The organism is Elusimicrobiota bacterium, assembly GCA_026388155.1.
Classification (GTDB): domain Bacteria; phylum Elusimicrobiota; class Elusimicrobia; order Elusimicrobiales; family UBA9959; genus UBA9634.
Window position 1 is genome coordinate 107,024 of sequence record JAPLKI010000010.1, and the last position, 20,226, is coordinate 127,249.

The window sequence follows — 20,226 nt, forward strand, 5'->3', positions numbered from 1 at the left end:
AAAATATATTTAGCGGGCCGGCCCGGGGGTAGAGGTTCCGGTTCCGTCAAGAGGTGTTTATGAAGAGAAAAGATCTTGTAAGGTATCTTATGCAGAACGGCTGCGAGCTTTCGCGGGAGGGCGGAAAGTATTCCGTCTTTTCAAACCCGGTTTCAAAAAAGGAAGTTCCCGTTACCCGCCACACTGAAATAGCGGATTTCACGGTTAAAAAAATATGCAAGGAACTGGGCCTGCAGCCTCCGCACTGAAAGGTTCTTTTTTAGCGGCCGGCCTGATCCTGTGCGGCGCCTGCGCGTCGGCGCGGCTTGACATTATACAGGTGGGGCCATGGTCTGAGCCGCACAGTTGGAAGCAGGTTCCCGTTTTTACCTCCCGCGAGCAAACCACCCGGCCATGGGGAGGGGTGGCTATTATCCACAGCGACAAAATCCAGGCCAGCGACTCCAACAGCATAGAACAGCGGAAGATCAAGGCGCGGAAAATGGCCGCCGAAATAGGCGCTGACGCCATAATAATCACCATGGAATCGGTCGCATCGGGGCCTGAAATGGGAGTCTATCAGGCTCCGGAAGTTTACTTAAGCGCTCTCGCCATTAAATATGTCACAGTCGTTTCCACTGCCACCCAAAAATAAAATCCGCGTCGCTTACGATATTTCCGAAGCCGGACTTTGGCGCCACCGGAGCGTGGTAATAGACCTTTTCCGGTTTTCAAACACGGTTTGCGCGCTTCTTAAAAGCGGCCGCCGAGATGTGCGCGTTTACTCAAGCCCCGCTCACGCCATAGCGGTCGGAAAAGTGGAGAAAAAATCCGATCTGTTTTCGGAAATTGACTTGGGGCCGGATGTTGTCAGGTATGACAATTCGCCATATACCGCTCTTTACTCTTCCGACAGTTCACGACCGGCGCTGGTTGTGACCAACTCAGGGTCGCCGGCGGTTATGTCGCTGGCATTCTCAAAGGAGATTTTGATCGGCTGCTTTGCCAACGCCTCGGCGCTCGCCGCATATTGCCGCGCAAATCCCATGCCTACTCTTATAGTGCCGGCCTGCCTTTATTATGACAGGGCGCATGTTGAGGATTTCATCTGCGCGAGGTCGCTCGCGGAAGAAATAGAGGGAAAGGATTCTTTCCCCGGCGCGCTTGAGGAGATACATAAAAGCGGCAGAATTATGGACTTTATGGCCCTGCGGCCCGAAACCGGGAAAAGGGATATTGAAATAGTTTTAAAAAAAGACGCTATGAATGTTTTGCCAAGAGTAAAAATAATGGAGGCTTACGGAGTGGTGGAAAATGCGGCATTAGCACTGAAGAGCTGAAGCTCTGAAGCGCTGAAGTTACGGAGGGAGTGAAGGGCTGAAGTTTGGAAACCTGTAAGTTTTTTTCTTCAGCTCTTCAGGCTTCAGCGCTATAGTTAGGGTTTAATTATGAAAAAGAAAGCTGTGGTGCTTTTTTCCGGCGGGCTGGACTCAACCACGGCTTTGTGCTGGGCGCTTGACAAAAGCTATGACTGCCGAGCGGTTTCTTTTAACTATGGTCAGCGGCATTGCCGGGAAAACGAGAGCGCGCGTAAAATTGCCGGACTGCTTAAGGTGCCGCTTCATGAAATACGCCTGTCTTTCCCGTGGCTTAAAGTCAGCTCGCTGGTCGATTCAAGCCGGAAACTTCCGGATACCGGGTCTTCAAAAATAGGCGGCGGAAAAATACCCGGCACCTATGTCCCGGGCAGAAATCTTGTTTTTGCCGCCATAGGCGTATCGCTCGCGGATTCAATCGGGGCTTCGGCCGTGGTGCTTGGCCCGAATATAGTCGATTATTCAGGCTACCCGGATTGCCGCCCGGAATTCTACAGAGCGCTTGAAAAAGCGGCTAATGCCGGAACCCGCTTAGGCGCCGAGGGCGGCGCAATAAAATTTCTCACTCCCCTTATCCGCCTGAGTAAGGCTGAAATTGTAAAGCTCGCGTTGAAACTGGGCGCTCCGCTTGGGTTCACCTGGTCCTGCTACTCAGGCGGAAGAAGACCTTGCGGCCATTGCGATTCCTGTAAGCTCCGTGCGAGGGGGTTCAAAGAAGCCGGAATAGCCGACCCGGCATTAAAAAGCCATAGGCCTTAAGCCATAGGCCATATGCTTTTTTAGGAGTTCCCTTATAGCTTATGGCTTAAAGCCTATGGCGTATGGCAGAAACTTTAAAATGCTCACCGCTAAAATATCAGAAATATTTTTTTCTATCCAAGGTGAGGGGCTTTATTGCGGGCAAAAACAGGTTTTCCTGCGGTTCGCCGGATGCAACCTTAATTGCGCGTATTGCGACGAACCGGCAGCCCTTGTAAAAAGGAGCATGGCTCCTTTTTACAGTCACAAGTCGCAGGTCACAGGTCACAAGCAAGAAAAAAAAACAGGAGAGGGAATTTCGGATTATAGGGAAATCTCCGCGGCGGCGGCGGCCGCTGAGGTAATTAAACTTGCCCGGAAAAACCGGGCAAAAGCGGTCTCTCTTACAGGCGGTGAGCCGCTGCTTAACTGGAAATTTATTAAAGTGCTGGCGCCAGCTCTCAGAAAAGCGGGATTGGCCGTCCACCTGGAAACCAACGGCACTCTTTATCGCGAACTTTTAAAAGTAAAGAGTCTGGTGGATGTTATAGCCATGGATATAAAGCTGCCTTCTTCAACCGGGCAGCAGCCTTTCTGGCGCGAGCACGCAGGATTCATTAAGGCCGCGCCGGAAAAAACATTTGTAAAGGTTGTGCTGACCTCAAAAACCAGCTTTTCCGATTTTAAAAAAGCCGTGGAATTGACCGCTTCGGTTCCGGGAATAATCCCGTTTTTTTTACAGCCGGCCACAAGGCGGCCCGCCGCCGTGCGGCCGCCGGCCGCCGGTTTTTTGGAAAAGGCCTGTTGCGAGGCTTCCGCCAAACTTCCGGTAGTAAGGCTTTTGCCCCAGCAGCACCCGAAGTGGGGGGTAAAGTAGGGAGAAGCGGAAGCTGCCATAGGCCGTAAGCCGTATGCCATACGCTTTTTTAGGAGTTCCTTATAGCTTATGGCTAACTCAGGAGGAAATATGGGCGATGGGACTTTTCTTATAGACTGTCCGTGCTGCAAGGCGCGCATTGAAGTGGACAGAAAAAACGGCCATGTGCTTCGTCACTGGGACAAGCCGGAAGTTAAAAGCGGGGCGGACCCGATAGCCGAAGCCCTCAAAAAAATTAAAGATGATAAATCTCGGCTCGACAATTATTTTTCCGGCGCCGGCGCGTCTATGGAGGAGAAGAAAAAAGAGCTTCTGGATAAGTTTGAAGCTGAGAAAAAGCGCATAAAGGATTCCGGCGACACCTCCAAGCCCTTTAATCCAATGGATCTGGACTAATCAATAGCTGCAAGTCACAAGTGAAGAATCAGGGTTTGCTTGAGACCTGTGACCCGAAACCTGAGACTAGGCTGACCGGTGACTATTCTTTGTCCCGAGGGCGCGCGGGTTTCTATTGGAAAAACTCTCCAAAAAACCTAGAATATAGCTTCCATGCACAAAGATTTGGAAGAAATTCTTGTTTCCGCGCCCGAATTGGACGCCAGAATAAAAAAACTCGGCGAGCGGATCTCCGCGGACTATAAAGGCCGCTGCCTGACTTTGGTCGGGGTCCTGAAAGGCTGTGTGCTTTTTTTATCGGACCTGCTTAAAAATATCAGCATTGACACCAATGTCGATTTTATTATGCTTTCTTCCTATTCGGGCAAGCAGTCAACCGGGGTTGTGCGCACCATCCTTGACCTTAAGCAGAATATAGAGGGGCGCGATGTGCTGATAGTGGAGGATATAGTGGATTCGGGCCTTACTATGAGTTATATGCTGAAAAACCTGAAGACCCGCCGTCCCCGCTCGCTTGAAATCTGCACTATGCTGGACAAACCGTCCTGCCGCAAGGCCAGGGTGCCGATAAAATATTCCGGCTTTGTCATACCGAATAAATTCGTTGTGGGCTACGGCCTTGATTACAACGAGCTTTACCGCAATTTGCCGTATATCGGAGTTTTAAAAAAATCCGCCATTACGAGCCCTAAGGTTAATAAAATATGCCGCTGAAAAAAAATTTAAGGCAGATGCTTTTTTGGATACTCGCGTTCACGCTTTTGGTGGCCGTGTATCAAAATGTGAAATCCGTTGAGCGGGAGAAACAGATCCCCTACTCCGAATTCAAGGTTAAGCTGAAAGCCAAAGAGATAAACAAAGTCCTGATAAGCCAGGATATGATAAAGGGAGAGTTTAAGGAAGGCGATAAAACGGTTTCTTTTAAAACCATCCCCTTGAGCGATCCGAAGCTGATAGAAGACATGGAAACCGCCGGCGTGCAATCTTTTTCCGGCGAGGCGGACAAGAGCTGGATAACCAGCCTGATACTCAATTTGGGCTGGATATTGATCTTTGTTTTCCTGTGGTGGTTTTTGTTCGTGCGCCAGGCTCAGATGGGAGGCAAACAGGCCATGTCTTTCGGCAAATCCAAGGCTAAACAGCAGGACCTGAAAAAGCAGAAAGTTACCTTCAAGGATGTGGCCGGCTGCGAAGAAACCAAAGAGGAATTGAGCGATATAGTCGATTATCTGAAAAATCCCAAAAAATACCGCAGGCTGGGCGGCGAGCTTCCGAAAGGCGTTCTGCTTTACGGCGCTCCGGGTACCGGCAAAACCCTCCTTGCCCGAGCCATCGCCGGCGAGGCGGGCGTGCCGTTCTTTACCTCCTCCGGTTCGGAATTCGTGGAGATGTTCGTCGGAGTGGGGGCCTCGCGCGTGCGCGACCTGTTTGAACGGGCTAAAAAAAGCGCGCCCGCCATCGTGTTCGTGGACGAGCTTGACGCAGTGGGGCGCTCTCGGTTCGCGGGCATAGGCGGCGGCCACGACGAGCGCGAGCAGACGCTTAACCAGATGCTGGTGGAACTCGACGGCTTTGAAGCGAATGAAGGCATTATACTTATAGGCGCTACCAACCGGCCCGACGTGCTGGATACGGCCCTGCTGCGCCCTGGCCGTTTTGACAGGCGCATAAATGTTCCCGTGCCCGACATCAAGGGCCGCCAGGAGATTCTTGAGGTGCACGCAAAGAAAGTGAAGCTCGCGGAGAGCATGGACCTGTCGGTAATAGCGCGGCATACCCCCGGTTTTGTGGGGGCGGATCTGGCAAATATAGTAAATGAGGCGGCCATACTCGCCTCCAAAAAAGAAAAAAAAGGCGTTGAGCTCAGTGATTTTGAGGAGGCGATAGAAAAGATGATAGCCGGCCCTCAGCGCAGGTCGCGCATTATTTCAGACCGCGAGAAAAAGATAGTGGCTTACCACGAGGCGGGCCACGCCCTGGTGGCCAGGTCCCTGCCCGGCTCGGACCCCGTGCATAAGATTTCCATAATTCCGCGCGGGCCCGCCCTGGGCTACACTTTGCAGCTGCCGCTGGAGGATAAATACCTTACCAGCAAGACCGAGATTCTAAATAAGCTTTGCGTGCTTCTTGGCGGCCGGGCGGCTGAAGAACTGGTTTTCTCCGAAATCACCACCGGCGCGCAGGATGATCTGTCCAAGGTTACCAACTACGCCCAGAAAATGGTGCTTGAGTTCGGCATGAGCGAGAAAATAGGTCCCATCTCGCTTAAAAAAGACGAGGCGGAAGTGTTTTTGGGCCGCGACATAGTGAGGCAGCCAGGGTACTCGAACGAAACCGCTAAAAATGTGGACGACGAAGTTACGCGCATAGTGGCGGAATGTCATGTTAAAGCAAGCAGCATACTGACCTCGGGCCGCCTGGTGCTTGACGCCATAGCGGCAATGCTTATTGAAAAAGAGGTCGTGGACGCCTCGGAAATGGAAGCTTTGTTTAACGGCGGAACGAACGCGGCGGTTTGATAGCAAATAGCAAGAAAGCGAATAGCGAATAGTAGAAACCGGAAAAACTTTACTATTTGCTCCTTCCCACTCTCACTATTTGCTATTTGCTTTCTTACTATTCGCTGGTCTTTAAGGGGTTTGGATGTATTTAAACTACGCTATAAATATTATAGATGTTCTGGCCGTCTATTATATAATTTACCGCCTGATACTGCTGGTCAAGGGCACCAGGGCCATGCAGGTTATCTGGGGCGTTTTTATTCTGGCCATCATCACCGCGCTTGCCAAATATTCACATCTGGCCGCTACCGTGTGGCTGCTTCAGCAATTCTGGCTTGCGGGTATTTTCCTTTTAATCGTGGTGTTCCAGCCCGAGATACGCTTCGCGCTGGCAAATATCGGCTCCAACCCGCTCGGCCGTTTAATGATGTCGCAGGAATACAAGTTCATTCCCGAAATGATGGAAGCCCTGAGGCTGGCCGTGAAAGAAAAAATGGGCATGCTCATCGTGCTTGAGCAGGATATGGGCCTGCGCGACATTGAGGAAACCGGCGTGCGGCTTAACGGCGAAGTGTCCAAAGAACTTCTGCTTACCATCTTCCACGACAACACTCTGCTTCATGACGGGGCCGCGGTTATCGCCAACAACCGGGTTGTGGCGGCCGGCTGCATCCTGCCGCTTACCGAACAGCAGGAGCTTTCCAAGATACTCGGCATGCGTCACCGCGCCGCCATAGGCCTGAGCGAAATGACGGACGCCATAATTATCACGGTGTCGGAAGAAACCGGGCAGCTCAGCCTTGCAAGGAACGGCCATCTGCAGCAGTCCGTTGAACCCGCGGACCTGGAAGCCATGCTTTACCAGCTTTACCGCTCAAAGGCGGAAAAAACACTGCTCAGAAAGGCCCAGCGTCCGGAGGCGCCGCCGACCGTATGAATATTCCGGAGATGTTTACAAGGAACTGGACCATAAAGCTTATAGCTTTCGTTATTGCAGTGCTCATCTGGTACTTCATCGTAGGAACGATTTAACTTGGGATATAGGGGCTAGCATAGAGCGGATAGCGTGCAGAGATAAGAAACCTCCCTCCCTATATACCCCCTAAACCCTATACCCTCTCCCCTGCCTTTTGCCTGCCCACTTGGGTACTCAAGCATAGGTCCTAAAACGTCTCAAAAATTCCCTAAAGACCCTTATAAAACCTCCCGTTTTTTTGTCAGACTATGTGTATAGTTGAAATGGGAGAAAGTTAATGCCAAAGATCTTAAAGCTATTGCCGTTTCTGCTCTTGTTTTCTGTTTTTTCCGCCGCCGCCGAATTTGAAAAAGACCTCACGCTTGAAAGTGCCGCCAGGCAGGAAGTTCCGGCGCCTCCGGAAGCGTCCGCCATAGACAGAACCGCGCCGGATTACGGCGGGTATTTAGCGGCGCTCTCCTACTATTCCGATGTCGCGTATAAGGGCGTTCCCGGTACCGAGGCTTATCTGGAGGCCTCTATAGCCGGCGATTATCTGCGGGGCAAGGTGGACGAGATTGAAACCGGTTTGCGGGCAGCCGGGAAACCGATCCCTTCGGAGGGTGTTCCGGGCCGCGATTGCCTGCCGTCTGAAAAAGTCATGGCGGAATTGCGCGGGGTGTTTGGTTTCGGGACGGGTGGCGACAGGGGTGAGCCCGTCTCCATCAAGAAAGGTTTTGCGAAAATAGTATATGTTAAAGGGACCACTCCTTTTCTGGTGCAGGAAGACTCTTTTTTAAACAAGGGAGAGGTCATCCTCACTTTTGACGACGGGCCCGCGCCGGGGGAATATTCCAGGGAAGTGGCGGACAACCTGAAAGCTAATTCCGCGCAGGCCGCCTTTTTCGTGCTTGGCGAGAAACTCGGGTCTTCAGGAAAGGCCATGATAAAAGCCGAGGCGGAGGACGGCCATTTCGTTTCCGTGCACGGTTATCACCACGCCACGGAAACCGGCAAACCTTTTACCGCCTACACCACGGAAAAAACCCTGGACCAGCTTGGCCGGGTGGCGGGTTCTATCATTGCCGCAACAGGCGTCAAACCGGCGCTGTTCCGTCCGCCGTACGGCGTTATAGGGGCGGACGCGCTTAAGGCTGTTATTGCGGATTTAAATCTGGCGCCGCTCGGTTGGACCATCGACACTATGGACTGGTCCATAAAATCGCCCGACGAGCTGTATGCCAAAACCATAGCTCTTATAAAACAGCGCGGAAAGGGCATAATCCTTATGCACGATATCCACCCGCAGAGCCGCGAAACGGCGAAACGTCTTCTCCAATGGTTTAAAGAAAATAATTATAAAGTGGTTTCGCCTGACAGGATAGTCCAGGCTTTTCAAGCGCAGTAAGAAAACAAACTCTCCAACGGCTGCGGCCGGCTCTGACTTTTTCAGCAGTCTCAAAATATATTAAAATTCATCTACCATGGCAAAACCGCTGGTCCTGGCGCATAGGGGGGCTTTACTCAATGCTCCCGAAAATACGGCGGCCGCTTTTAAGCTGGCTTTCTCAAACGGCGCTTCAGCCGTTGAATGCGATATAAGAAGGACCTCGGACGGCCAGTTTATAGCGTTCCACGACGGCGACGCCCGCCGGGTTTGCGGCAAGTCCTGGCGGATAGCCGGCACTTCCTATTCCCACCTCAAGACGCTGAAAGTTTTCGGCAAAGAACCGATAGCGCACCTTGACGATATCCTGAATATGATGATACTCGGGCCCGCCAGGGTTTTTTATTTTGAACTGGGCATGGATAGTACGGAGGATGCCGCGACGCTGGCGCTTGAAATAAAAAAGGCGGGGGTGCAGAACAGGGCTTTCATTCTAACATTCTCGCACAGAGCCCGCCTTCTTAAGGCCGCAGGCGCGGCGGTTCCGGGCATAGGAATAGCCGTAATGCCGTTCCTGCCGGGCGCTGTTTTGAAGACGGCGGCGGATGCCGGAGCCTCAAAGGTGTGCGCCGGGTGGGTCAATTGGCCGCTGGCCAGGCAGGTGTTTAAAGGCTACGCGGCTTTGTGCAATTTCAAGGAACAGGTCCTGGCCGCGGCCGTTGCCGGCGTGGGAGTTTCCGCGGGAGTGGCCAACAGCTACTATGACATAAGAGACCTTGCGGAACTGGGTGTTGAAGGGGTTTGGACCGATGATGTGCCGCTGGCCGTAAAAACCCTTTACGGCGGATAATTGCCGGACATTTTTATATAATATTAAAGAGTCAAAAAGCCCGTTACGCCTGAATACAACACCGGCGCGGCAGGCCTTAAAAATCGGTTATGGAGGGAGAATGTTTAAATTTTTAAGTTTGCTGGTTCTGTCAGTCTGTCTGCTATACGGCTGCGTGTTTTATTGGCCGGGTATTTTTTTTAACAGCCGGCTTGAGCACGGAAGTTATACTATGGTTTCCCGGTCCCCGGCACCTGTCTCGGCGGAGAGCTTTATGGAAACCGCTCTCTCTAAACTTAAAAATTCACCGTTGTCCGCCGAAGGACAGAAATTTGAGGTTTACGTCGCGGCAACAGCGGGGCAGTACGCCTTTTTCGCCCCTTTCTGCCGCAAGGACTTTGCCTGCCTGCATCCTTTTAAGGACATAATATTCATGGCGCCCGCGGATTTTGAAAAAGGCCTGGTGGCTTCGCCTCTGGATCCTAAAAACACGTTCGCTCTTGAAAAGCTGCTGGCGCGCGAAGCGGTTATGCTGCAGATGAGATGGAAAATGGGGTCGCTTACCTACGCCATGGCGGGCGACTGGAAAAAAGACGGCTACTCCGAGCATGTGATTTCTTTGGACGACAATACGCACCATCCGGAGGATATCTGTCAGGGCGACGCCGCAAGCGATCCTGATCGCGCTCCCTACCTTTACCGCCTGGTAGTGGAATACATGATGGACGAAGATAAGCTGGGTTTAGACGAAGTCCTTTTTAAAGACCGTGATCCGGCGCCGGTTATAAAAATACTCAAAGATCGTCATTGTGCTAAGTAGTGTAGTGCGTCCGACGCTTATTTACATTCGCCTGCCTGCCGGCAGCTGTACCATTGCCCATTGCGCCGTAAATCTCTTGATGTGCGTATCCCGTTAGGATGCATTGTTGCCAGTCCAATAACCAGGCCGTGGCTGTTTATGGCCGGAGGCCTTTCAGACACACCTCCCCTCCTTCAGAGAATTGCCATTGCGGGCGGTTTTAGCCTTTAGCCGCAAGCGAAGCGTGGCGGGAAGCAATCTCGTAGTATAAACGACGGGATTGCCATGGGCAACCATCTCCCTCGCAATGGCTCATTGCGCCGTAAATCTCTTGATTATGAGAGCGATAATAAAAAGCAGGCTGAAGGCGGAATGCAGCTGCGCGGTCATGGCGTCTATTGAAGCAAAATCCTTTTCGCCGGCGGCTTCTTTGTTCTTCACTGTTTTTATCAGCTTTACCGCCAGCGGCAGTGAGAGAAAAGTTATAAGTGAAAGCCAGGTAAGCCCCGCGAATATCACGAACAGAAGAGTAGTTGTGTAGGCGGCGGCTAAAAGAAAGTAATACATTCTTTTTGCGCCTGTATCTTTCAGTATTATCGCCACGGTTTTTATGCCGGTCACGCTGTCGGTCTTTATATCGCGCAAATTATTGCTGTGCACTATGGCGGCAACTATGAGTGCCACCGGGAAAGAGTAGAAGAACGGCTTCCACGAATATGCGCCCGCCTGCGTGAAATACGCCCCCAGCGTCATTAGAGGACCGAAGGCCAGAAAAACGGCTATCTCGCTGAGGGCGTGGTATTTTATCACGAACGGCGGGGTGGTGTAGAAAAATCCGAGGAAAGCCCCGAAAAGCACCAGCCAGACGAGCGCGGTTCCGTTCGGGAGTGTCGCCATCAGATAAAGCCCCGCCGCGGCGGCGATAGAAAATCCGGCCGCCGGTACAAGAAGCAGCTGCTTTGGCGTAAGCAGATTCTCTACCAGCACGCCGCTTGAGCCGTAGGTGCCGGGCCTGTCAACGCCTTTTTTGTAGTCAAAATAGTCCGAAAACGCGTTCGCGCCCGCGTGCGTGGCGACGCAGCCGGTGAGCGTAAGGAAAAAACAAGTCCAATTAAATGAAAGTCCGGTGTTTTCATTCAAGGCTATTATGCTTCCCAAAACAGGGGGAACAATGCTGACCGTGAACGACCACGGTCTGGTGGCCCGCAACCAGATTTTGATGTTTTTCATTACAAAAATTATATAACTTTTCCCCGCGTCCAGCATTAGCCGTCGGATTTTATGAAATTTTCACTTTGGTCATAGACGATTAAAGCCCCACCCTAGCGCGTAGCACCAGGGTGGGGCTTTCTGTAATATTGGTTCTCCACCGGTCAGAGGCATAAATGGCAACAAGCAAGAAGCTAAGACCGGGACAGCGTGGGGGTGAATTGGCAAAACAAAAATCAGCCAAGTCCAGCATGTAAAGTGGATAATTTTGTACCATAATAATACGGGGTTCTTTTATCTTCATTACACTACTTTACCTTGAGTACGCTAGCCGTTTTTTATGATAGGGTGAACTATTTCTCATGTCATTATGGCGTTTGCTTTTCAAAAGAAAATATAAATAAAGGAGTTTTTATTATGAAAAAAATTATACTTTCACTTCTTCCGTTATGTATTTTCTTCACAATTTCCTGTAGTAATAGTGATAAGCCGTTAAACCGGTTTTCTGTTATACAAAATGGAAAATATGGATATATCGACAATGAAGGGACAATTGTAATTGCCCCGCAATTTGATCAAGTAAGTGATTTTAAAGAGGGTTTGGCATTAGTAAAAAATGGCGACAAGTGGGGCTATATAGATAAAACCGGAAAATATGTAATCAACCCGCAATTTGATGTCGCCCAGGATTTTAGCGAAGACTTGGCAGTAATAGCGATTGGATGCAAGATGGTTGGGCAACCGGGCCCAGCAATGAAGATTGGTTGCAAGTGGGGTTACATAGATAGGACTGGCAAATACGCAATTAATCCGCAATTTGATTACGCGCAGGAATTTAGCGAAGGTTTGGCAAGCGTAAATATTGGGGGAATTGGGGGAGAGGACACATATATTGCGCTAGTTGGTTTTGGTCAATTTGGCGGCAGGTGGGGCTATATAGATAAAACTGGAAAATATATGATCAACCCGCAATTTGATCAGGCGAGTGATTTTAGAGAGGGCTTGGCAGTCGCAAAAAGTGACAGTAAATCTGGTTATATTGATAAAACCGGAAAATATGTAATAACCCTTGAACATGCTGGTGTTTTTAAAGATGGCTTGGCAGTAGTCTTTCAAGTAACAACTGAAACCTTCGGCTATATTGATAAAACCGGAAAATATATAATCAACCCGCAATTTGATCGGGCGAGGGCTTTTAGTGAAGGCTTGGCGGTAGTAAGAATTGGCGGCAAGTGGGGTTATATAGATAAAACTGGGAAATATGTAATCAACCCGCAATTTGACGATGCGCTTGATTTCAGTGAGGGCTTGGCACTAGTAAAAATTGGCAGCGGGTGGGGCTACATAAATAAGACTGGCAAATACGCATTCACCTCGCGATTTGAAAGTGCTCAGGGTTTTAAAGAGGGCTTGGCACTAGTAAAAATTGGCAGCGGGTGGGGCTACCTAGATAAGACCGGGAAACTTATTTGGATTTCCCGAAACTGATGCACTTAGACCACCGGCAGAAACATTCCAATGTAATGAAGGAGCAATAAAACAATATGCATAAAAATTGCGCTGTACTTAATAGTAGTAAAGTTGTGAACAAGTGCCTTGATGAGGTCGTCTCAGAAAACGAAGAAATTGTAGCACAAGACTCGGATTCCCGAAGAAGAAGCCACAAGGAGAATCTATGCAAAAGCATATTAATATCGTTTTATGGGTTATAATATTTCTTATTTTTTCGGGGCATCTTCAAAGCACTTTAGCATCAGAAAAACCATGGGTTAAAACCACAAAAACAAATAAGAATATCACTACTAAGGCAGTGTCTCCGGAAGTCGTTACTAATTACAAGACAACTTCAAATCAGCAATTTATTGCCAGGGTAAATCACATACTGGAAACATTGAGAGATAGTGGGACTGACGTTAATGCATCGGTTCAAGAAGAAGTTAAACAACAAGTTTCCAGGGAAATGCTAATTGAGGAATTATGGTCACGACAGGCAACGAAAATGGGCATGGTCGTAACTGATTTTGAAGTAGCTGTTGAAATCCAAAATACTCCACAATTTCGCAAAGATGGTCTTTATAATCCTAGTCTTTATCGCCAGATAATCCTAGGGCAGTTCAAAATGTCGCCGGAAGAATATGAGTTGTGGAGAAAAAAAGCGCGGCTTGCAAGCAAGTATAAACAGTTTGTGTTTTCAACTATAAAAATAACTCCAGATGAATTAAAAGAGTCTTACCTTGCAAAAAATGGAAACTTGGTAAATTTTGACACTAATAAAGAGAAATATATGCAGGAATTAACGCAGGAAAAGTTTGGAATAATTATGAACGATATTCTGAGACAGCTCAGCAAACAAAGAGAAAAAGAGCCGGGGGTTGTGGAGATTAAGCAAGAAGCGGCCTCAAACGCTGCCTGGAAAAATCTTTTTATAGCCCAAGAGATCGCTCTTGGCGGCAATCCGGTTGTAGCTCAAACGCAGTTAAGCTCCATTGAAACCACTTACTCAAATACCAGCGCCTGCGGCTATGCGATACTTGCGAATGGAGATATCTTTTTCGCCCAGGGCAAGTATAAGGAAGCGGAAGCCCAATACTCAAAACTACTCCCCGCCGGTGTAAAGGGACTAAGACCATTTGCACTTTACAACATAGCAAAGACCAAAGAAGCGGCCGGAGAACTAGCGGCCGAGGCCCGTGACAAGGATTTACTTTCCGCCTTCCTGGCCCCGGAAGGCCACTGGGCGCTGGCTCATTGCTATGAAGCGACTGGAAACACAACCGAAACAAAAGACGCCTGGAATAAGGCGGCAGGAGCTTTAAGTTCTATTAGAGGCGCACTTCAAGTATATTATGGGGATCACAATGGTGTTTTTCCTATAAAACTAGATGAGCTAACTGTAAAACCGACTGATTTAACGCAGAACCCCTATATAAATGAAATTCCTCTAATTACATTGCCCAACCACCAGGGAACCGATGTTGTTCAATATGTTGATTCAAATGAAATTTCGCCCAATGACTTTACCGATAGCGGTGGATTTGTTTATTATGGTTCCAAAAAAAATGCGAAAACGTGGGGAACGATTATATTTAATTGCACGCATAAGGATGCTTCTGGGAAACCTCTCTATGAATATTAGTGAGAGCGGGCTAAGGGGGACGTTGCTTAAATACTTAAATGTTATATGATTGCTTAGTGAATTTGGTTTAACGTTGAATGGAAACAGTGGGCATGACCTAACTTCATGGTGTCAGCAATTTGTCATAAACTTATCGGTAATTTAAAAGCCCCTTTCGGGGCTTTTAAAATTTTCGGAAGGGGAGGGATTCGAACCCACGGTACGCATAAGCGTACACCGGTTTTCAAGACCGGCGCCTTAAACCACTCGGCCACCCTTCCACTTGTCGCGCCCTTCGCATACTCACGCTCAGGGTTGATTAGCAACCGGGCTTTATAAAGAGACGCCCGGCGCTCTACGAGGGGAGCTAAGCTCCCCTTTGTCGTTCGCTTCGCCGCTATTCGCGGTCCGCTCACTTAACCCCTTCTATAAGGTACCCGCGCTCACTAGCCTATGGCTGTGCCGTATAAAGGGCTATGCCCATCAGACGGCCTAACGAAGGTAATCGCACGGGCTTATCGCACCCCTTAGTCTATAACGATTATATAAAATCGGCGGGAAGCGCGCTTATTTACCGGCGATTCTCCGCCGCTTTTTGTAATACTTTCCTGGCTGTTGCGTATTTACTAGTATAGGGGTTATGCAGGAAGCTATGGATTTTGCTGACATCTATGACCGCTATTTTACGAAAGTCTACAACTACGTGCGCTACCGCGTGCGGTTGCCGGAGGCCGCGGATGATGTTACCGGCAGGATATTCGAGGCGGCGCTTGCGGGAATGGACACTTACGACGCCGCCCGCGCCCCGGTGCAGGTTTGGCTGTTCGGCATAGCGCGCAACGCGGTGATAGACTGGTTCAGGGCGCTGAACCGCCGGGAAGAGGTCTTTTTGGACGATATAGGGGAACAGGCTGACAAAGAGCCGCGCATCGAGGCCCTTATGGAAACGAAGGAAGAATGTGACCTGCTGCTTAAAGCCGTATCCGCGCTGGACGCCCGGTCGCGGGATATAATAGCGCTGAAATTCAGCTCCGGCATGACTAACCGGGACATAGCGCAGGTGACGGGGCTTGGCGAGAGCAATGTCGGTATTATAATTTATCGCGCGGTAAAACAGCTGCAGGCAACGCTTGCTCCGCACTTTTTCCAAACGGGCCAAAGTGCGGGACAAGCCCCTGAGAGGGAAATATGAACGGTAAAGATCCGGCTGAGCGGTTCAACAGTGAACTGGACGGGCTTTTTGCCGGCAGTCGCCCGGGCGGCGACGAGTCCGATCCCGCCGCCATGGAAACGGCTAGAAAACTTTTCCGCGCGGATTTCAGCGGGGATTCCAAAATAAAGGAATCGCTCAGGGCCGAATTGTTGGCGCGCGCCCGCAAGACCTCAGGGTTCGGCAAAGTATTCCGCCTGTTAGGACATAATACCTGGCTTCAGGCCGCTATGGCGGCGGCATGCCTTCTGCTTGTTCTTCTGCCGATCAGGCGCACGACCGGGCAAAGAGCCGGCGTTCCCGGCATGGCGCCGGTTCAATACGCGCGTTCCGGCTTTGCTTCGCCCTTCCAGTCAAGCTCCGTTACCGTTTCCGGCGGAATAGTAACTGCCCGGCTTCAGGAACCGGCCCCGCACTTTCCCCAAAAGGTAGGGGAAACCGCGGCGGCGGTGTCCGCCTGTGGGGAAATCTGCCGGAAGGGGTCCCGCCAAAGTGCGGAGCAAGCCCATCCACCTGAAACAGGGAGTGTTTCCGGGATTTTCCGCGGTGTGCCCATGGCTGCGCTTGCCGGCGGCCGGCCCGGTAAATTTCCCATAGAAATTAAAAAAGGCGCGGGCCCTATAAAACAGTTAAAAGGGCGTAGGCTGGCGCTTCCAAAAGGTTCGGGGGTTGTATGGGAAACCGAACACGCCGTTTTCACGCTTGAAAGACGGGCGATATCGCCCGAAGAGTTTTTCCAGCGGAAAGTAATATAGATCAAGGAGGCTGTTATGAAAACTGTAACGATAGGACTTGCGTTAGTAGCGTGTCTGGCGGCATGCGGGGCGCTATACGCTAACGAGAACAAAGCGCCGGCGAAGGACGCAAAATCCGTATCGGAGAGCGGCAGCGCGCCGGCGCTGGATCCGTCGGACATGCCGGCTTTAAAAGACAGGGTGGAATACGCCGGAGACGCCGAGGTCTCTACCGGACCCGTGGAGTATCCCTATATCGGGCTTGTCCCCGGCTATCGCGGAACCTCCATACCCGCGCCGGGCGACCAGCTTCTGTATGTCAAAAAAGGAGACCGCGTGGATGTGCTTGTGACTTTTGACACCGTGACCGCGAAGGAAGTGAAAGAGAAGGTGACCGCCACCATACTTCAGAATGTCATCGTGATAAATGTTAAAAGACCGGACAATGTGAAGGATATGGGTGCCATAGAGCTTCTCTGTAATCCGAACGAGGCGCAGTACCTGGCGCTGAGCGAGGCGCAGGGAAAAACCAGCATCGCCGTGCGCGCGCCCGGAGATGTCGAGATGCATCCGATGGAGATGGCCAGCTTCCGTAAGCTGATAAAATAGAGGAAAAATTATGAAGATATTTAAAAAGCTGTTGTGCGTTCTGCTGCCGCTCGCCGCTGCGCTGCCCGCTTACGCGGCCGAGCCCGGACTGACCCCGGAAAAGATAAGCTGCGCCGCCGAGGATATGCAGCTTTTCTATCACTATCTGAACACGGGAAGGGATAATGCGCTGAAAGAGTTCACGCCCAAATGCGGCGGCCAGCAGGGAAAGGTGATAATGCCCGAGTGGCTGGACAAAGCCGTCCCGGCCATGGCGGAGCGTAAGGTCTGGAACGACCCCGAGGAGGGGAAACTCAGCGAGGCTGTGGTCTGGCAAACCCCGTTCTCCATCCTATATGAGTTCGCCGATACCACGCGCAAAACTCTTGTCGGGACGGGGGATAAGGGTCCGGTGTCGCCTTTCATATGTGAAAAAGAGTACAACGATATCCGCATGCGCTTCATGCTCAGCGTTGACCGTATCGCCAGGTCCCGGCTGAACGACTCCTTTGAAGGCAGGGGAAAGGGGCTGTTTTCCACCCTAAATATGATCATGCAGCGTATGGACGGCGTGACCGGGGCCATATCCGCGCATGACAAAGCCGGATTTGATAGTAACGCGGCGGAAGCGGCGGAACTTAGCCGGGACCTGTTCTCGCAGCTGTTTTCGGCGCCGCGCCAGGAGCCGGTTTACAGGTACCGGCCGGAGCCCAGAGTGCTGCCCGGTTACAGAGGGGTCAGCCTGCCTGTTCCGGGCTATCAGACGCTTTTCCTTAACAGCGGAGAGCGCATTGACCTGCTTGTCACGTTCGAGGCTGTCACCGGAAAAGGCGCAAAGAATATGGTTACGGCCACTATACTCCAGAACGTTGTTGTGCTGAAGATCTCCAAACCGGATGCGATGGACGGCTTGTCGGTCGTTCAGCTGCTGTGCAACCCGAATGAGGCGCAGTACGCCGTGTTGAGCCTGGCGCAGAGCAAGAGCGTCAATATTATACGCCGTTCTCCCGGGGATGTTGAGATGCATCCGATGGAGATAGCCAGTTTTGTGAAATTGTTCAGGTAGTTACACTATGGTTCGCCCGGCTGGGACAAACATATGGCTCACAGGGATGCGGGTAGAACGGGCTTTACGCTTCCGGCATTGTTTGCCGCGACTCTGGCTTGTTCCGTATGTGCGCCGCCTGTATGGGGCTTGCCCGAGAACGAGGATCGTCTGCCGGATTTTAATCTGGGTTCAATGAGAGTCGCCGATGTGCTGAAATACATGAGCGTCACTAAGTTCCCTGTCTCTCCGCCGGCCCGGGTGACGGAGAATGCGGACTCGGATTCCGGCATTCTCCCTGAGACCTACCCGTTGTATGGCCCCCATAAGGCCGGGCGTGTGCGGCTGACAAGCCTGATAAAGCTGACGATTGACGGTAAAAAGGGGAAAGCGGAGGTGAAATTCCCCGATGTTCGGTTTGAGGGCGCGTGTCCCGGCGACAGGTCAGTTCTTTTCATCAAGGTGGCGGAGGAAAACCTTTCGCCCGCGCTGTCATGGGCCGCTGTAATATGTTCCGGACGCAGCTACCTCGGTTATAAAGGCGCCAACCTGAAGCTGCCGGAGAAGTCCGGTAACTTTTCCATAACCGAAACTATGGCGCTGGGTTGCCAAAAAACGCTTGTGAGTGAAACGCATCCCTGGCTTGCCGCCGGCCTGGCCGGTGAGGGCGGACGGGACCTGGACCGTCTGTGTTCGCGGGCCTTCCGTGAAAAGATGATGGATTACAATGTAAAAACCCTGCCGAGGCAAATGGAAGGCTTTGATTTCCAGTATAACCCCGAAAAAAACACGCTGAAAATAACCTGGTAGGCGGTCAGGTAAGGGCCAAAGAATACACGATTCCGGATTAAAGATTTAAGATTCAAGATTTAGGATTTAAGATCCCTACTTCCCAGTTTTCAATCTTGAATCCGGAATCTTGAATCTTTAATTGCCCCGCCCCCGCCGCCTGCCTGCACGGCAATAATGTTATAATATAGAATCATTGAGACGTACCGTTCGCTTAAAGGCGGATTTTTTTAACTATGGAAAGACTGTTCGGCACTGACGGGATCAGGGGCGTCCCCTGGAAATATCCGTTTACCGTTGATTTTATAAGGAAAATCGGCTCCGCCGCCTCGCTGGTCCTTTCAGGGTATAAAAGGGGCCCCCACGCGCGCCCGGTAGCGCTGATAGGCATGGATTCAAGGGTCTCCGGCCGGAGTATAAAAAAAGCTTTGGTCGAGGGCTTGTCGGCTCATAATTTCAAAATACTTGATCTGGGGATTATCTCCACTCCCGCGGTTTCCTACCTTGTTAAAAGAGAAAACGCCGATTTCGGCATAGTTATTTCCGCAAGCCATAATCCGCCTGAATTCAACGGTATAAAGTTCTTTTCCGGCGCCGGCCTCAAGCTCAGCGACGCGATCGAGGCGAAAATAGAAAAGCTTTTGCTTTCCGGCCGTGATCTCCCTTTTAAAACTTCAGGGCTGGATATCCATAAAAAAGATTATTCCGCCGACTACGAGGATTTCATAAAAAGCACCCTGCCGCCCGGGTTCAGTCTTAAAGGCCTTAAAATCGTTTTAGACTGCGCCAACGGCGCCGCTTACAAAATAGCGCCGCGTATTTTCAGGGATCTGGGGGCCGATTTAAAAGTGATCGGCGACAAGCCGAACGGCAAGAACATAAACCTGGGCTGCGGGGCGCTGTATACCGATAAAATGGCGGCCGCCACCGTTCGGGCGGGGGCTTTCTGCGGCGTAAGTTTTGACGGAGACGCGGACCGCTGTATTTTTTCGGATGAAAAAGGCATGGCGCTGGACGGGGATCATCTTATGGCCATGGGAGCCGCGTATCTGCTTGAAAAGGGCCGCCTTACCAACCGGAAGGTGGCCCTTACCTTTATGTCGAATTATGGCCTGATAAAATATCTTGAAACCCTTGGCGTGAAAACGGCGCAGGTGCCTGTGGGCGACAAAAATGTGACCGACGCCATGGAAAAAGAGGACCTGAAAATAGGCGGGGAGTCCAGCGGGCATATAATTTTCCGCGAGTTCTCGGCCACGGGCGACGGGATACTTACCGCGGTGCAGATCCTGGCCGCCGCGCGCGACCTGGGCAGACCCCTGAGCTGGTTTAAAAACCGCTGGAAGCGGTTTCCCCAGCGCCTGGATGCGCTCCGGGTAGCCCACAAACCGCCGCTTCACGCGGTGCGCGGTTTCAGCGATAAGGTCTCCAGATTTGAAAAGCAGCTCAAGGGCAACGGGCGTATTTTTATCAGATATTCCGGCACCGAGCCGCTGCTGCGGATCTTGGTGGAGGGGAAATCCCGGACTGAAATAAAAGATATAGCCGAAGATCTGCTGTCGCATTATAAAAAGCATTCCGGCGCGTTAGCAGGTAAGAAGTAGACAGCGGTGAAAAAGCGAATGGCGAAGTAGCGAATAGCGAAGTAGGGAAAGAAAAACAGAAAAAGATAAATATTCGTCTGTTCGCTATCAGCTAA

General features: G+C 51.0%; 21 protein-coding genes and 1 tRNA gene. 20 read left to right on the forward strand and 2 right to left on the reverse strand.

Annotated elements, in window-relative coordinates:
- Positions 1-59: 59 nt before the first annotated feature.
- From NTX59_03605 to NTX59_03660, 12 genes are all read left to right on the forward strand, one after another.
- Entirely contained in the window at positions 60-248 is a 189-nt protein-coding gene (locus tag NTX59_03605) for a type II toxin-antitoxin system HicA family toxin (GenBank protein MCX5784754.1), read from the forward strand.
- Entirely contained in the window at positions 215-634 is a 420-nt protein-coding gene (locus tag NTX59_03610; GenBank protein MCX5784755.1) for a hypothetical protein, read from the forward strand. Before NTX59_03605 ends, NTX59_03610 begins: the two co-directional genes overlap by 34 nt.
- Entirely contained in the window at positions 600-1,319 is a 720-nt protein-coding gene (locus NTX59_03615) for a 2-phosphosulfolactate phosphatase (GenBank protein MCX5784756.1), read from the forward strand. The genes NTX59_03610 and NTX59_03615 overlap by 35 nt, the downstream gene beginning before the upstream one ends.
- A 108-nt stretch (positions 1,320-1,427) precedes the next feature.
- Positions 1,428-2,114, forward strand: coding sequence for a 7-cyano-7-deazaguanine synthase QueC (gene queC / locus NTX59_03620; GenBank protein ID MCX5784757.1), 687 nt, complete (start codon positions 1,428-1,430; stop codon positions 2,112-2,114).
- 55 nt (positions 2,115-2,169) lie between these two features.
- Positions 2,170-2,970: a 7-carboxy-7-deazaguanine synthase QueE gene (locus NTX59_03625; protein MCX5784758.1), complete on the forward strand. Its 801-nt coding sequence runs from the start codon at positions 2,170-2,172 to the stop codon at positions 2,968-2,970.
- Between the two features lie 69 nt (positions 2,971-3,039).
- A complete protein-coding gene (locus NTX59_03630; GenBank protein ID MCX5784759.1) occupies positions 3,040-3,366 on the forward strand; it encodes a hypothetical protein in 327 nt (108 codons plus the stop codon).
- A 153-nt stretch (positions 3,367-3,519) separates the two neighbouring features.
- Positions 3,520-4,080, forward strand: coding sequence for a hypoxanthine phosphoribosyltransferase (gene hpt, locus NTX59_03635; protein MCX5784760.1), 561 nt, complete (start codon positions 3,520-3,522; stop codon positions 4,078-4,080).
- On the forward strand, positions 4,071-5,885 hold the full coding sequence (ftsH, locus tag NTX59_03640; protein ID MCX5784761.1) for an ATP-dependent zinc metalloprotease FtsH: 1,815 nt from the start codon (positions 4,071-4,073) through the stop codon (positions 5,883-5,885). The genes hpt and ftsH overlap by 10 nt, the downstream gene beginning before the upstream one ends.
- A 124-nt stretch (positions 5,886-6,009) precedes the next feature.
- Positions 6,010-6,804 (forward strand): diadenylate cyclase CdaA, encoded by a 795-nt coding sequence (cdaA, locus tag NTX59_03645; GenBank protein MCX5784762.1) that lies wholly within the window; start codon positions 6,010-6,012, stop codon positions 6,802-6,804.
- A 316-nt stretch (positions 6,805-7,120) separates the two neighbouring features.
- Positions 7,121-8,230: a polysaccharide deacetylase family protein gene (locus NTX59_03650; protein MCX5784763.1), complete on the forward strand. Its 1,110-nt coding sequence runs from the start codon at positions 7,121-7,123 to the stop codon at positions 8,228-8,230.
- A 76-nt stretch (positions 8,231-8,306) separates the two neighbouring features.
- Entirely contained in the window at positions 8,307-9,059 is a 753-nt protein-coding gene (locus NTX59_03655) for a glycerophosphodiester phosphodiesterase family protein (protein ID MCX5784764.1), read from the forward strand.
- A 100-nt stretch (positions 9,060-9,159) separates the two neighbouring features.
- On the forward strand, positions 9,160-9,858 hold the full coding sequence (locus NTX59_03660; protein ID MCX5784765.1) for a hypothetical protein: 699 nt from the start codon (positions 9,160-9,162) through the stop codon (positions 9,856-9,858).
- A 291-nt stretch (positions 9,859-10,149) separates the two neighbouring features.
- On the opposite strand, the gene NTX59_03665 is transcribed toward NTX59_03660, so the two are convergent.
- Positions 10,150-11,067: a prenyltransferase gene (locus NTX59_03665; protein MCX5784766.1), complete on the reverse strand. Its 918-nt coding sequence runs from the start codon at positions 11,065-11,067 to the stop codon at positions 10,150-10,152.
- A gap of 396 nt (positions 11,068-11,463) precedes the next feature.
- Between NTX59_03665 and NTX59_03670 the strand changes: the two genes are divergently transcribed.
- Positions 11,464-12,534 carry a WG repeat-containing protein gene (locus NTX59_03670; GenBank protein ID MCX5784767.1) on the forward strand — a complete coding sequence of 357 codons (1,071 nt, stop codon included), beginning with the start codon at positions 11,464-11,466 and terminating at the stop codon, positions 12,532-12,534.
- A gap of 187 nt (positions 12,535-12,721) precedes the next feature.
- The gene (locus tag NTX59_03675; protein MCX5784768.1) at positions 12,722-14,182 is read left to right on the forward strand and encodes a SurA N-terminal domain-containing protein; all 1,461 of its coding nucleotides are present in this window, start codon (positions 12,722-12,724) and stop codon (positions 14,180-14,182) included.
- 173 nt (positions 14,183-14,355) lie between these two features.
- On the opposite strand, the gene NTX59_03680 is transcribed toward NTX59_03675, so the two are convergent.
- A tRNA-Ser gene (locus NTX59_03680) sits at positions 14,356-14,442 on the reverse strand.
- A gap of 371 nt (positions 14,443-14,813) precedes the next feature.
- Between NTX59_03680 and NTX59_03685 the strand changes: the two genes are divergently transcribed.
- From NTX59_03685 to glmM, 6 genes are all read left to right on the forward strand, one after another.
- Entirely contained in the window at positions 14,814-15,353 is a 540-nt protein-coding gene (locus tag NTX59_03685; protein MCX5784769.1) for a sigma-70 family RNA polymerase sigma factor, read from the forward strand.
- A complete protein-coding gene (locus tag NTX59_03690) occupies positions 15,350-16,126 on the forward strand; it encodes a hypothetical protein (GenBank protein ID MCX5784770.1) in 777 nt (258 codons plus the stop codon). Before NTX59_03685 ends, NTX59_03690 begins: the two co-directional genes overlap by 4 nt.
- Positions 16,127-16,141: 15 nt before the next feature.
- Positions 16,142-16,714 carry an RcpC/CpaB family pilus assembly protein gene (locus NTX59_03695; GenBank protein ID MCX5784771.1) on the forward strand — a complete coding sequence of 191 codons (573 nt, stop codon included), beginning with the start codon at positions 16,142-16,144 and terminating at the stop codon, positions 16,712-16,714.
- Positions 16,715-16,724: 10 nt separating this feature from the next.
- Positions 16,725-17,759, forward strand: a complete 1,035-nt coding sequence (locus NTX59_03700; GenBank protein ID MCX5784772.1) for a hypothetical protein — start codon at positions 16,725-16,727, stop codon at positions 17,757-17,759.
- 33 nt (positions 17,760-17,792) lie between these two features.
- Positions 17,793-18,548: a hypothetical protein gene (locus tag NTX59_03705; GenBank protein ID MCX5784773.1), complete on the forward strand. Its 756-nt coding sequence runs from the start codon at positions 17,793-17,795 to the stop codon at positions 18,546-18,548.
- 215 nt (positions 18,549-18,763) lie between these two features.
- Positions 18,764-20,131, forward strand: coding sequence for a phosphoglucosamine mutase (gene glmM, locus NTX59_03710; protein MCX5784774.1), 1,368 nt, complete (start codon positions 18,764-18,766; stop codon positions 20,129-20,131).
- Positions 20,132-20,226: the final 95 nt, after the last annotated feature.